We start from the raw sequence: 15,282 nt of genomic DNA on the forward strand, positions 1-15,282 counted from the left end.
AGCATGACCGACCTCTCGACACCCGCACAGGAGCACGCGCAACAAGCCGCGCGCAACGGCGTGGGTCCGCCGTTATGGCTGCTGGCGGAACTGACCTATCGTTGCCCGCTGCATTGCGCGTTCTGCTACAACCCCGTCGACTACACGAGCCATCGCGACGAGCTGAGCACCGCGCAATGGATCGACGTCTTGCGACAGGGGCGCAAACTCGGCGCCGCGCAACTGGGTTTCTCCGGCGGCGAGCCGCTGATGCGCGACGATCTCGAAGAACTCGTCGCCGAAGCACACAGCCTCGGCTTCTATACGAACCTCATCACGTCGGGTGTCGGGCTGACGGATGCGCGGCTCGACACGCTGAAGGCCAATGGGCTCGATCACATTCAACTGTCGTTTCAGGACTCGACCCAGGAACTCAACGACTTCCTCAGCAGCACGCGCACCTTCGACCTGAAGAACCGCGTCGCGCGCTCGATCAAGGCGCATGGCTTTCCGATGGTGCTCAACTGCGTGCTGCATCGCTACAACCTGCCGCATGTCGACAAGATCATCGACATGGCGCTGGCGATGGGCGCCGAATATCTTGAGCTTGCGAACACGCAGTACTACGGCTGGGCGCACGCGAACCGCGCGCAACTGATGCCGACTGCCGAACAGCTGCAAGAAGCGGAAGCCGTCGTCGAACGTTACCGGAAGGAGATCGGCAACCGCTGCAAGATTTTCTTCGTCGTGCCCGATTACTTCGAAACACGGCCCAAGCGCTGCATGAACGGCTGGGGCTCGGTGTTTCTCGGCGTCGCGCCCGATGGCGCCGCGCTGCCCTGCCATTCGGCGCGCTCGCTGCCTGGCCTCACGTTTCCGAACGTGAAGGACACGCCGCTCGAGCACATCTGGTACGACAGCGACGCGTTCAACCGCTTTCGCGGCTTCGAATGGATGAAGGAGCCTTGCCGAAGCTGCGACGAGAAAACCAACGACCTCGGCGGCTGCCGGTGCCAGGCGTATCTGTTGACGCTCGACGCCGCCAACGCCGATCCCGTCTGCGACAAGTCTCCGCATCACGAGCAGGTCGTGCGCGTGGTGCGCGATGCGGCCCAACGTCCGGCGACGCTTGCGCCGAACGAACAGCCCGTCACGTTCCGCAACGACGCGAACTCGAAACGCCTCAGCGCCGACGCGCGCGAGATGACAGCGATGCCTCATACCGAGAGAACGCGATCATGACGACGCCCGCTATTTCCGTGCTTCTCGTCGACGATCATGCCGTCGTGCGCGAAGGCTACCGAAGGCTGCTCGAACTAAGCCCCGATGTGCGCGTCGCCGGCGAAGCTGCCGATGCGACGCAGGCTTATCAGCGCTTCTGCGCGTTGCAGCCGGATGTCGTCGTGATGGATCTCGCATTGCCTGGCGCGAGCGGGATCGAAGCGATGCGGCGCATGCTCGCGAGAGAGCCGGAAGCGCGCGTGCTGATTTTCAGCGTGCATGAAGAGACGCTCTTCGTGCGTCGTGCATTCGATGCCGGCGCCTGCGGTTATGTGACGAAAGCGAGCGCGCCCGATGTACTCGTCGAAGCGGTGCGCGCGGTCGCGCGGCGCGTGCGTTATCTGAGCGCCGATGTCTCGCACGCGCTCGCGCTACGGACGATGTTCAGCGAAGGACCGCCCGGACGGCAGCTATCCGCGCGCGAGTTCGAAGTGCTGCGCCTGCTCGTGCAAGGCTTTACGCTGCCCGTGATCGCGGAAAGGCTCGGCCTGAGCCAGAAGACGATCGCCAATCATCAGTCCGCGATCCGGCAGAAGTTCGGCGCGAACAACGGCGTCCAACTCGTGCAGATCGCGCAGCGCCTCGGTTTGCAGTTCTCCGAGCTTGCCGCGCCTCACGAGCTTTTCGGTTCAGCGGGATCGATGGAAGCGCTCGGCTCTGGCAGCCCGAGCTGAGCCGGCACGCGCGCGCAAAGCAGAAAGCCGCGCGCCGGCTCGCTCGCAACATGAAACTCGCCGCCCAGCGCTTCAACGCGCTCACGCATGCCGATCAACCCTAACCCGATGCGCGGCTTCGACAGGTCGACGCCGGGGCCGTCGTCGGCGACCGTGACGACGATCTCTTCAACCCGCTCGCGGCTGGCAGGCGCTCTCACCAGATAAATTTCGACATTCGATTCGCGCGCGAACTTCGAAACGTTCGTCAGCGCTTCCTGCACGAACCGGTAGAGCGTGATGTTGAGCGCATCGGTGAAGCCGTCGAAGTCGCCGTCGATGGTCAGCTTGAACGACGCGTCGGGCAGCCGTTCGCGCCAGCCTTCCACACAATGTTCGAGCGCGCTCGGCAGGCCAAGTTCGTCGAGACCGATGGGCCGCAGCTTGCGGATCATCCCGCCAATCTGCCGATACACGAAGCCCGCGCTTTGCATCACGGCGAGCGACGCGCGATGCACCTCGTCGTTTTGCGTCGACAGGTCGCGAATCCGCGCGGCATCGAGTGCGATCGCGTTCAGGTATTGCCCCAGTTCGTCATGCAGTTCGCGCGCGAGATGACGGCGCTCGGCCTCCTGCGCTTCGATGCCCTGGCTCGCGAGCCGCCGGTTTTCGGCGAGCAGCCGCGCGGCTTCCTCTTCCGCCGCGCGGCGGCGCCGCAATTCCTTCTGCGAATCCCGATAGCGCCGCCACGAGAACCAGGCCAGCCCCGCCGCGAGCACGAACAGCGTGACGGGCAACTCGTCGAGCTGATAGCGCTCGGCGCGGCGGCTCCAGCGGTATGCGATCTCGGAGACATCGAAGGTCGAGCACAGCGCGCCGACGATCACCGTCAGCACGACGACGCACATGAAGTCGCGCCACGCGACCGAGCGCGACTCTGTGGCGCGGGCCGCGCTTTTACCCGCCGCGGGCCGCTGCGGCGCGCGCGAGGGGTCTGCCGCGCCCGATGCATCCGCGCGACTGTCTGCTGCTTGCCGCTGGTCCGGCGTGGGGTCTGCCGGTCTGGCTGAGGAGAGAGCTTCGGGCATGAGCGTATCGATGGGAGCGGTCACTCATTCTACTCACCGAATGGGTGCATTTCGTGTTGCTTTTTGCAGGTTTGGGAAGGCCTCCCGAAAGAATCGGGAAAGCTTCCCGGGCATGACGCGCCTTTGATATGCGACGCTTCAATCAACGGCGAAGCGACACAGAGACAGGCATGCGCCGCTCGCGAAAGCGCCGTCAAAACAAGGCTAAAACAAACTGCTGGAGACAACAACGATGAAACCCTCACGGCGCAAATCACGACGCGTCCGTCTGCACCCTCGCAAGCGCGCTTTCCAACTGATGTTCAGCAGCGCGCTGGCCAGTCTGTGCGCGGCAGCCTGGTCACAGGAGGCCGCGCCGCCGCCCGCCGATACACCGTCCGCCGACGTGCAGCAGACCGCGCAGAACACGACGCAGGAAGCCGAAATGCCGTCGATTCTCGTGATCGGGACCACGCCGCTGATCGGCATCGGCACCGCGATCGAACTGGTGCCCGCCAACGTGCAGACGATCCGCGGCCGGGAGATCGACCAGCAGCATCCGAACACGCTCACCGACTACTTCGCGACTAATCTGCAGAGCGTCGACATCAACGACGCACAGGGCAACCCGTCGCAGATGGACATCAGCTATCGCGGCTTCACGGCTTCGCCGCTGCTCGGCACGCCGCAAGGGCTGTCGGTGTTCATGGACGGCGTGCGCATCAACGAGCCGTTTGGCGACGTCGTCAACTGGGACCTGATACCGCAGGCCGCGATCGATACGATCCAGCTGATTCCTGGCTCCAATCCGACCTTCGGCCTCAACACGCTCGGCGGCGCGATCGCGATCACGACGAAGAACGGCAGTAATTCTCCGGGGGGCGAAGCGGAGATCAGCGGCGGATCGTTTGGGCGCAAGAGCGCGCAGATCCAGCAAGGCGGTGTGATAGGCAGCAACCTCGACTACTACTTCACCGCCAACGCCGCCAACGACGACGGCTGGGCCGATCACAACGGCAGCCGCTTGCGCCAGGCTTTCGGCAAGCTGCGCTATCACGATGCCGACACGACGCTGTCGATCTCCGGCGGCGGCGCGGACAACACACTCGACGGCTCGCAGACGATTCCGCGCTCGTTTCTCGACAACCGAAAACAGGCGTACACGTTTCCCGATCAGAACAACAACACGGTCGGCTATCTGACGATTGCGGGCGAGCACTATTTCACGCCCAATGTGCAGTTGAGCGGCACGCTCTACTATCGCCACTATCGCAACAAGAACGTCAGCAGCAACGTGAACGACGACTTCGATCCCGATGACCCCGACGATGCACCGCCCGCCACCAACGTGCAGTCAACAGTGTTCACCCAGAGCTATGGCGGCAGCCTGCAACTGGCGCTGTTGCAGAACCTGTTCGGCAAGCGCAATGAACTGACGCTCGGCGTCGCCGCCGATCTGGCGAACTCGCACTTCACGCAATCCTCGCAAGACGCGACGTTCACCGACACGCGCGCGACGATCGGCACCGGTCCGTTCGTATCGACGACGGATGCGAAGACGCGCAACGAAACCTACGGCGTCTATTTCACCGACACGTTCTCGTTCACCGAACAATGGGCGTTGACGTTCGCGGGCCGCTACAACTGGTCCCGCACGACGATCGGCGACGAGAGCGGCGTGCAGCCGCTACTGGATGGACGTCATGTGTTCTCGCGTTTCAATCCGGCTGTCGGCATCACTTACAATCCGACCGATACGCTCACCGCGTACTTCACGTACAACGAAGGCATGCGCTCGCCGACATCGATCGAACTGGCGTGCGCGGACCCGGATGCGCCCTGCTCGCTGCCGAACGACTTCATTGCGGACCCGTCGCTGAAGCCCGTCATTTCGAAGACATTCGAAATCGGCGCGCGCGGGCGCATCGGCAGCAATACGACGTGGAGCGCTGCGCTCTATCGAACGACGCTCGACGACGATATCCAGTTCATCAGCAGCAATGGCGCAGCGAGCTCGCTCGGGTTCTTTCAGAACGTCGGCAAGACGCGCCGGCAAGGCTTCGAAGTCGCGGGCCGCACGAAGTATGGTCCGGTCGGCGTGAGCGCGAGCTATAGCTATATCGACGCGACGTATCAGTCGACGTGGACCGAGAGCAGCGCGAGCAATTCGAGCGCGGACGCGAACGGCAACATCACCGTGAAGCCCGGCGACCATATTCCCGGCATTCCGCAGAACACGGTGAAGCTGCGCATCGACTACACGCCGTTCGCGGCGTGGAATATCGGCACGAACCTCACGTATCGCGGCAGCATCTACGCGCGCGGCGACGAGAACAATCAGGATGTGAATGGCACGGTTGCCGGCTATTTCCTGATCGATCTCGACACCACGTATAACGTGACGAAGCAGCTTCAGGTGTTTGCGACCGTCAAGAATCTGCTGAACAAGCACTATGCGAACTTTGCGATTCTCGGTGAGAACTTCTTCAACGGACCGAACCATACGTTCGATCCGGGCGGCGTCACCAATGAGCAGTTTCTTGGGATCGGCGCCCCGCGTGGGGTGTGGGTTGGGTTGAGGTATGCGTGGAAGTGAATGCGTTTCGCTGGATTGCTTACCGGTTTTTCTGCCCGCTGCCAGCGGGCTTTTTTTCGCCCGCAATCAGATAAGACTGATTTACCTGGTTCTGTTGTTTTCGTTCTCACCTTGACAGTTATCAACGGATTTTCGGCGGGATTCACGGTATTTTTACGACCCCAATAATAAGCAAAACGAATAAAGTGAATCAGAAGGCATATCGGCTCGTATTTAGCCGGTTCAGAGGAATGCTTGTCGCCGTCGAGGAAACCGCCACAGCCGCGGGCAAGGCAGGAGAAACACGCGCGACGGGCCGCGCATCGCGTGCGCTGGCGATATGTCTGTCGTTGGGCCAGCTTGCGCTGTCCGCGCTGCTTGCTCTCTCGCCGATCATGGCGTCCGCGCAGATCGTACCGGGCGGCACGCACGCGCCTGGCGTTGTCACGACGCAGAACGGTATTCCACAGGTCAACATCAACAAGCCCGCTGGTTCGGGCGTGTCGATGAACACCTACAACCAGTTCGACGTTCAGAAGAACGGCGCGATCCTGAACAACTCGCCCACGATCGTCAATACGCAGCAGGCGGGCTACATCAACGGCAATCCGAATTTCGGGCCAAACGATGCGGCGCGCGTGATCGTCAATCAGGTCAACAGCAGTTCGCCTTCGCAGTTGCGCGGGTATCTGGAAGTCGCGGGCAAGAGCGCGCAGGTTATCGTCGCGAATCCGAACGGGTTGCTTGTCGACGGCGGCGGTTTCATCAACACGTCGCGCGCGACACTCACCACAGGCACGCCCAACTTCGCGGCCGACGGATCGCTCGCGGGTCTTGACGTGTCGGGCGGGAACATCACCGTGCAGGGCGCGGGGTTCAACGGTTCGAATGTCAATCAGGTCGATCTGCTCGCGCGCGCCGTGCAGGCCAATGCCGCGATCTATGCAAAGAACTTGAACGTCGTGACGGGCGCGAATGCTGTCGATTACGGCACGCTTGCTGCAACGACAATCGCGGGCAGCGGCCCCGCGCCAGGTGTCTCCATCGACGTGAGCGGCCTTGGCGGCATGTATGCAAATCGCATTGTGCTCGTCGGTACGGAGAACGGTGTCGGCGTGTCGAACAAGGGCGTGCTGGCGGCGCAGGCAGGCGACCTGATCCTGACGACACAGGGCAAGCTGGTGCTGGCCGGTCAGACGAACGCAAGCGGCAATATCATGGTGAGCGCGCGCGATGGCATCGACAACAGCGGCACGACTTACGCGCAGCAAAGCGTCAGTACGAACACATCGGGCGCGCTCAACAATAGCGGCACACTCGCCGCGCAGCAGAACACTAGCATCAACGCGGGCAGTGTCGCATCGTCGGGCACGCTTGGCGCGGGCGTCAATGGCGACGGTACAATTGCCAACGCGGGCGACCTGTCGGTATCGGCTATCGGCACGATCACGGCGACGGGCCGCAATGCGGCGGGTGGCAACGCGAATGTAAGTGGCGCATCGCTAGATCTGGCGAACAGCAACACTTCTGCCAAAGGCGCGCTAACGTTCGCGGCAAACAGCGGCGACCTGAATCTCTCCGACGCGACCACGATTGCAGGCACGACGCTCAACGCGAGCGCAACCGGCACGCTCATGAACGATAGCGGCGCGATGTCGTCGGGCGGCGCGCAGACTATCACGGCGGGCGCACTGTCGAACCGCAGCGGGCAGATTGATTCTGACTCGACGCTGACTACAGCTGTCACGGGCGCTGTCTCGAACCAGGGCGGCACGATTCAGGCGGCAGGCGCTCAGACGCTGCACGCGGGTTCGGTTGACAACACGGGCGGTCACATTGCGTCGCTCAATTCGGACGGCCTGAGTCTCTCGGTGAGCGGTCTGCTGAACAACGGCGCGAGCGGCAGCATCGGCGGCAATGGGAACGTTGCGTTGCAGGCCGGACAGATCGCGAACGCAGGTTCGATTGCGGCCGTCCAGAACCTGATTGCGACGGCTGTGCAGACCCTGTTCAACAGCGGCACGCTCGCGGCGAACGGCAACGCGACGCTGTCAGCCGGTACGACGCTCGCGAACACGAACACCATTGCGGCAGGCAACGCGGCATCCATCACGGCGGCGACGTTCGACAACAGTCAGGGCACGACACAGGCCGATCAGTTCACGCTGCGCGCGGCGAACCTCGTCAACCACAACGGCAGCATCACGCAGACAGGCACGGCCTCGACGACCGTCGATGTAACCGGCACGCTCGACAATACGGGCGGCACGCTCCAGACCAATGCCGACAGTCTCACACTCGACCCCGTCGCGCTCACGAACGACAACGGGACGATTGTCAGCGCTGGGACGGGAACGCTGTCGGTTGCAACGGGCGCGCTGTCGAACAACGGCGGAACAATTGCGACGAACGGCGCGCTCGACGTGCGTGCGGGCGCGGTATCGAATCGCGGCGGCACGCTCGCGGCGCAGACAGGCGCGACGCTGCTGGTTGCATCGCTCGATAACAGTGCGGGCTACATCGGTGCGCGGACGGTGTCGGTCACGGACGCGGGCGCACTCAATAACGCGGGCGGCACGATCCAGGCGGACGATACGCTCGCGATGTCCGCGCAGTCGGTCGCCAACGGCGGCGGTTCAATCGCGAACGGTGGCACGGGCGCGACGAGCGTCACGGCGACGGGCACGGTCACGAACACGCAGAACGGCCTGATTGGCGGCAATGGTGGCGTATCGGTCGCGGGCGGCAGCGTCGATAACTCGGGCGGCATGGTCACGGCGGGCGGTGCGGTATCCGTCACGTCCGGCAGCACGCTCGGCAACCGTGCGGGCATGATCCAGGGCACGGGCAGCGCGACGGTGTCGGCGCAAGGCGCAATCGACAACACGGGCGCACAGATCCAGGCCGATGGCACAGACGCAACACTCGCCGTCACCGGCGCGACGCTCGACAATACGAACGGGCGCGTCGCAAACACGGGTTCCGGCGCGACGACGATCAGCGCCAGCGGCATCACGAACAGCAATACGGGCGGTGTCGCGGGCGCGGGCACGAACGGCGGCAACGGCGATGTCACGGTCAGTGCGCAGACGCTGTCGAACACGAATGGCGCGCAACTCGTCGCGGGCCATGACCTGACGCTGAACGTCGCGCAGCTTGGCGACAACACGAACGCGACACTCTCGGGTGCGAACAACGTCACGCTCAACGGCCCGAACGCAGCCGTCATCAACGCGGGCGGCTCGATCCACGGTAACGGCGCGGTCACGCTCAACACGTCGACGCTAGACAACACTAACGGACGCATCGGCAACGATACGGGCAGCGGCGGGGGTATCGGTATCACCACGGGCGCACTTGCGAACCAGAACGGCGCAATCGGCAGCGACCAGAACCTGAACGTCACGGCAGGCACGCTCACGGGCGACGGCCGGATTCTCGCGGGCAACGACGGTACGGTCACCGTTAACGGCGACTACACGCTGACGGGCGCAAACCGGATTCAGGCGAACAACAACCTCACCTTCACAACGGCGGGCAGCTTCACAAACCAGGGCACGCTTGGCGCAGTGAATGCACTGACGGTCAACGCGGCGAACGTCGATAACCAGGCGGGCGCGGATATCAACTCTGCGAACACGACGGTCAACGCCGCCAACGCGATCACGAACGCGGGCCGCATCGAAGGCGAGAGCGTCACGACACGCAGCGCGTCGCTCTCGAACATCGCGACGATCGTTGGTAACACGGTCACATTGAACGCAGGTTCCATTGCGAACACGGGCGCGGCGGCAGCCATTGCCGCAGCATTGGCCGTCAACCTGTACGGCTCCGATATCTCAATCACGGGCGGCGCGAACGTATTCAGCCTCGGCGACATCAACATCGTGGCCGACGCCACGCGCGACGGCAACGGGCTGCTCGCGAACCGCGCGAACTCGGTGACGAACGACCAGTCGACCATCGACGCCCAGGGCAACATCGAAATCGCGACGCAGACGCTGACCAACACGCGCCCCGCTCCTGCCGTCGACACGGTAACGACCGATGTCGAGACCGTCCACCAGACCAAACGCGACAAGTACATGGCCTGCACGCCGACCAATGGCGACAAGGGCTATTGCACGCAGGACATGTGGGACAACGGCTACAAGAACCCACTAAACGCCATGTTCAGCAATGCCGATGTCGTGTCGACCGCCAGCGGCCCGAATGCGGTAGACCGCGTGCTTGTCGTGAATGTCAACGGTCAGCAGCAGACCATCTACTACAACTCACTCACGACAAACGGTGACGGCACGGTCACGGTCGCCTATTGGGACGACTACGATCCGCACGTCAACTACGACCCCGCAACCGAGTACCCCGGCGATAACCAGGCGCACCACCACTACCAGCGCATTGAATCCGCGCGTGACACGACGACCACGACGCAGCAGGACCAGGTCGCAGGACCACAGGCGCAACAGGCGCAGATCATGGCGGGCGGCAACATGGTGCTCGCCAATGTCGGCACGCTGAACAACAGCTTTAGCGCCATCGGCGCGGGCGGCTCGATCCAGATCGGCAGCAGCCAGGCGGACGGCGGCGTGGAGAGCGGCAGCTATGGCGGGACGACCGTCAACAATACCGGACAGACGCTGTACCAGTACCAGAAGCAGGACATCGTCTCAACCTATGCGTGGAACGAGGACATTTCGCGCGACGTGGGTTCGGTGGTCCAGCCCACGGTTATCCTGACGCCGGTCGCCATCGGTGGCCTGGGCGGCACGATCATCGCGAACAACGCGGTGCAGATCAACGCAACCGACATCAATAATACGAACGTCACGGCGGCGAACTCGGCCACGGGCGCAACGGGCGGCACGCTCGGCGCGAACGGAACGGTGGCCGGCATCACGGGCGGCGGCGCACAGACCGTGAATCTCGCGACAGGACAGACGCAGACCATCAACGCGCCGCAATCGGTCACGGGGCCGACAGGTTCGCTGAATATCGCATTGCCCAAAAGCGGCCTCTACACGTTCAACACGGCACCTGGCGCGGCGTATCTGATCGCAACCGATGCGCGCCTGACCAGCTACACGAGCTTCATTTCGAGCGACTACATGCTCAGGCAACTCGGCTACGACCCGTCGACGGTCGAGAAGCGCCTCGGTGACGGGCTGTATGAGACGACGCTGATCCGCAACCAGATTACCCAACTGACGGGCCGCGTGTACCTGCAAGGCTATACGAACAACGAGGACGAGTATCGCGCGCTGATGGACAACGGCGTGAATGTCGCGAAGGAATTCAGCCTGGAACCCGGCATGACGCTGACGGCCGCGCAGATGGACGCGCTTACGAGCGATATCGTGTGGATGGTGAACCAGACCGTGACGTTGCCGGACGGCAGCACGCAGAACGTGCTCGCGCCTGTCGTCTATCTCGCTCACACGCACGCGAACGACCTGCAACCGACGGGCGCACTGATTTCCGCCGACGATGTCGAGATTCACGCGACGGGCAGCGCGACCAACTCGGGCGTCATCAAGGGCGGCACGCAGACTGTCATCAGCGCAACGAACATCGTCAATCGCGGTGGCTCGATTGGCAGCAGCACCGGCAACGGCACGACCGTGCTCTCGGCGTCCAACGATGTCGTGAACGCATCGGGCCGCATCACGGGCAACCGGGTTGCCGTGCTTGCGGGTCACGATATCCTCAATACGACGCTCGTCGATACGGTAGGCGTGAGTTCGACGGCGGGCAACAGCAAGGTGACCCAGACGCTGATCGGCGCGCAAGGCACGATTGCGTCGACGGGTGACATGGTGATCGTGGCGGGTAACGACCTGAACGTGCATGGTGCGAGCATCGCGGCGGGCGGCAATGCGCAGATTGCAGCGGGCCACGATATCAACGTCGACACGGTCGAGTCGCACACGTCGCAGTCGGTCACGAAGAACGCCGACAACTTCATGCACGCCGATACGACGCTGAACCAGACGGGCGGCATCAGTGCAGGCGGCAGTCTCGCGATGCAAAGCGGCAACGACATGACGTTCAGGGGCGCGTCTGTCAGTGCCGGCGGCGATATGGCGGTTGTGGCAGGCGGCAACCTGACGGCGACAACGGTGACGAACACGGCCAGCCGTGACGATGTCACGCGCGGCGACAAGACCCGTAGCGGTGAAGTTCGCAGCTACGACGAGCAGGCGGTGGGAACGTCGTTCAGCGCGGGCGGCGACGGCACACTCGCTGCGCTCAGTGCGGATGCGTCGAAAGGTAACGTGACGCTCTCGGGTTCGTCCCTCTCGGCGGGTACGGGCGCGGCGAACATTGCGGCCACGGGCAACGTCGATATCAACGAGGCACGCGAGGAACACGCCAGCTATTCGGCCGTCGAGTTCAAGCGCGGCAGTTTCGTGCATGGCTCGACGACGAACCAGATGCAGGACACGCAGGCCAACATCGGGGTCGGCAGTACGGTGTCGGCCGATACGGTGAACGTCAGCGCGGGTAAGGATCTGACCGTCAAAGGCTCGACTGTCGCGGGAACGAACGACGTGTCCCTGAATGCGGCCGGAAACGTCAACATCACCACGTCGCAGGATACGAAGAACGCGTCCAGCTACTACCAGAAGCACGAGTCGGGCCTCGGCACAGGCGGCGGTATTGGCATATCGGTCGGCAGCAAGACGCAGACGGATACGACCCATGACGCGACGATGAAGAACAACGGCAGCACGGTCGGTTCGCTCAACGGCAGCCTGAACATCGTCGCGGGCAACGATCTGCACGTCACGGGCAGCGACCTGGTTGCGGCGAAAAACGTAACGGGCACGGGCGCGAATGTGACGATTGATTCGGCGCTCGACACGATGCACCACGACGAGACGCACGAGGTCAAGCAAAGCGGCTTCACGCTCGCGATCAAGGCTCCTGTGATCGACGCCGTTTCGAACACGGTTGACCAGGCGCGCGCGGCAAGTCGCAGTCAGGACGACCGTGCGGCAGCGCTGCACGGTATGGCAGCGGCCAGCGGCGCAGTCGATTCGCTTGGCGCAGCAGGTGCGGCGTTGGGTCAACTCGCAAACGGTCAGACACCGTCCGCCAAGATCGAACTCAGTTACGGCAGCAGCCATAGCAAGAGCACGTACACGGAGGACAGTACGACGAACCGGGGTTCGAGTGTGACAGCTGGTGGCACGGCCGCATTCGTCGCGACAGGCAACGGTCAGGCCGGGAGCGGCAATGTCACGATTACGGGTTCGAACGTGAACGCGAACGATGTGATTCTTGCCGCGAAAAACCAGGTCAATCTTGTCAACACGACCGACACCGATTCGACGCGCAGCACGAACCAGTCGAGCAGCGCGAGCGTGGGCGTGTCGTATGGCACGCAGGGATTCGGCGTGGACGCGTCAGCTTCGAAGGCGCACGGCAACGCGAACAGCGACGCGACGATGCAGAACAATACCCATGTCACGGCGGCGAACACCGCGACCATCATTTCGGGCGGCGATACGAACATCATCGGCGCGAACGTGAACGGCGCTCAGGTGAATGCCGATGTCGGCGGCAACCTGAACATCGCGAGCGTCCAGGACACGATGGCGAGCAACGCGCATCAGGAAAGCATGGGCGGTGGATTCAGCATCAGTCAGGGCGGCGGCAGCGCGAGTTTCAGTTCGCAGCACGGTAACGCGAGCGGCAACTATGCGGGCGTGAATGAACAGGCAGGCATCCACGCGGGCGACGGCGGATTCAACGTCAACGTCAAGGGGAACACGGACCTGAAAGGCGCGATCATCGCGAGCGATGCGGACGCGTCGAAGAATAACCTGTCGACGGGTACGCTGACGTACTCCGACATACAGAACCAGTCCAGCTACAACGCGCATTCGAGCGGGTTCAGCGCAGGCGCAACGACGGGCGACGGCGGTTCGAACTACAGCACGCATGGCCCCACGTCCGGCAAGAATGCGGGCGGCGGTGCGCCGATGTTGAGCCAGAACGACAGCGGCAGCGATAGCGCCACCACGCGCAGCGGTATCAGCGCGGGCACGATCAACGTCACGGACAGCGCGCATCAGACGCAGGACGTGGCGAGCCTGAATCGCGACACGTCGAATACAAACGGCACGGTCGCGAAGCTGCCGGACGTGAACAACCTGCTGAACAACCAGGCCGACATGATGGCGGCGGCGAGCGCGGCGGGTGAAGCCGTTTCGCGGCGCGTCGGCGACTTCGCCGATTCGAAATATAAGGAAGCGAAGGATGCGGGCGATCAGGCAGGTATGGACGCGTGGAAGGAAGGCGGGACGGCGCGCGCGGAAATGCAGGCGGCAGGCGGAGCGCTCGTCGCGGGTCTCGCCGGCGGGAATGCGCTCGGCGGCGCCGCTGGTGCAGGCATTGCGTCGATTGCTGCGGGCAAGCTGAACGAACTGAGCGGCGCGATAGCCGGTTCAAACCCGACCGGCAACGCAGGCATGAACGAAGCACTCGGCAACATCGTGGCGAACGCGATTGCTACTGGCGCGGGCGCGGCGGTGGGCGGCGGTGCGGGCGCGTTCTCCGGTTATAACGTTGACCGTTACAACCGGCAGTTGCACGTCGACCAGTATGCGCTTGCGAAGAAAGACGCGAAGATTGTCGCACAGCAACTTGGCATCAGCGAACAGGAAGCGGAAGGCCGCATCGTTGCCGAGATGCTGCGCAACTCGGACAAGCAGACGGCCGACGCCTCGGGCGGCGTACACGACTACGATGTGCGCGCGATTATTGGCTGTCAGAACCTCAACTGCGATGGTTACAAGAACGATCCGCAGTACGCCAGCCACAACTACAACAGCCAGTACATTTCGAGCAATCAGCAAGCGTATGACGCTGGACAGGGTCAACTTGACAAGGGCGTCACGTACAACGACATGGTGAAGAACAATGTCAAGAACAATCCGGTAAGCACAGCTATCGCGGGCGCGGGCATGATCGCTTTGGGCGGTGTGGTGGCTGGCGGGATTCCATCGGCGGCGGGAATGCTTACGGGTGGAGGAATAGGCGCTGGTGTGAATACAGGCGCTCAATATGTTTTCAACAATGGACAGATCAGCGTGGTCGATACGGCAATGGCCGGGATAACCGGCGCTCTGACTTTCGGAACTGGGTTGCTTCCGGGTCTTTTGATAAACGCAGGCGGTGCGCTCGCTGGCTCCGCAATCAAAGGCGACAACCCGAACATGAGCATGGCTGGCGCTGCTGCTGGAACACTTACGGGTTACGGCATTGGTGGAAAGGTAGAGAGCACCATAGGCAACCGTGTGAATCCTTGGTACAGGGCAGAATGGGTTGATATTGGTAACGGCGTGTCGAAGTACGTTCCGCCGAGCGCAATCCCTTCGATTGCCGGAACTATGGCGGGTGCGATCTCATCAGAATCGACGAGCGCGGGTGTAAATGCCGTCCCCAACTTAACTCCGAAGAAAAAATGAACACACGTCGCTCCCGAAGCATCAGGGCTTTTGTCAGCTATGTGCTGACCTTCTTTATTACCTATTCACTTTGCGGAGTGGTCATCGAGCTCGTTTGGCTTCCATTTATTGCTTGGTTGCACGACTACGACGGCTACCTTTGGCCGTCCATGTCACGCATCTACGCGTGGTGCAAGCTTGTTCCGTTCGCGACCATCGTATCCGGCCTAGGAATTTGGCTCTACGACCGCAAGCGTATCGGCTGGTAATTG

At 62.7% G+C, this 15,282-nt stretch carries 6 protein-coding genes; 5 read left to right on the forward strand and 1 reads right to left on the reverse strand.

The genetic code is table 11. The annotated features are described in order from the left end of the window. Positions 1-3: 3 nt before the first annotated feature. Positions 4-1,221 (forward strand): pyrroloquinoline quinone biosynthesis protein PqqE, encoded by a 1,218-nt coding sequence (gene pqqE / locus BLT65_RS05920; protein WP_091775871.1) that lies wholly within the window; start codon positions 4-6, stop codon positions 1,219-1,221. Next, positions 1,218-1,934 (forward strand): response regulator transcription factor, encoded by a 717-nt coding sequence (locus BLT65_RS05925; RefSeq protein WP_042311796.1) that lies wholly within the window; start codon positions 1,218-1,220, stop codon positions 1,932-1,934. Before pqqE ends, BLT65_RS05925 begins: the two co-directional genes overlap by 4 nt. On the opposite strand, the gene BLT65_RS05930 is transcribed toward BLT65_RS05925, so the two are convergent. Further along, a complete protein-coding gene (locus BLT65_RS05930; RefSeq protein ID WP_091775874.1) occupies positions 1,874-2,821 on the reverse strand; it encodes a histidine kinase in 948 nt (315 codons plus the stop codon). The genes BLT65_RS05925 and BLT65_RS05930 overlap by 61 nt on opposite strands. A 412-nt stretch (positions 2,822-3,233) precedes the next feature. On the opposite strand from BLT65_RS05930, the gene BLT65_RS05935 reads away from it, so the two are divergent. The 3 genes from BLT65_RS05935 (at position 3,234) to BLT65_RS05945 (ending at position 15,279) form a co-directional block, all read left to right on the forward strand. Next, positions 3,234-5,576 (forward strand): TonB-dependent receptor, encoded by a 2,343-nt coding sequence (locus tag BLT65_RS05935; RefSeq protein WP_091775877.1) that lies wholly within the window; start codon positions 3,234-3,236, stop codon positions 5,574-5,576. 230 nt (positions 5,577-5,806) lie between these two features. Next, the gene (locus BLT65_RS05940) at positions 5,807-15,031 is read left to right on the forward strand and encodes a hemagglutinin repeat-containing protein (protein ID WP_244186427.1); all 9,225 of its coding nucleotides are present in this window, start codon (positions 5,807-5,809) and stop codon (positions 15,029-15,031) included. Beyond that, positions 15,028-15,279, forward strand: a complete 252-nt coding sequence (locus BLT65_RS05945; RefSeq protein ID WP_091775880.1) for a hypothetical protein — start codon at positions 15,028-15,030, stop codon at positions 15,277-15,279. The genes BLT65_RS05940 and BLT65_RS05945 overlap by 4 nt, the downstream gene beginning before the upstream one ends. Positions 15,280-15,282 lie beyond the last annotated feature (3 nt).

Origin of the sequence: Paraburkholderia steynii, from assembly GCF_900100565.1 — a bacterium.
Taxonomy (GTDB): Bacteria; Pseudomonadota; Gammaproteobacteria; order Burkholderiales; family Burkholderiaceae; genus Paraburkholderia; species Paraburkholderia terrae.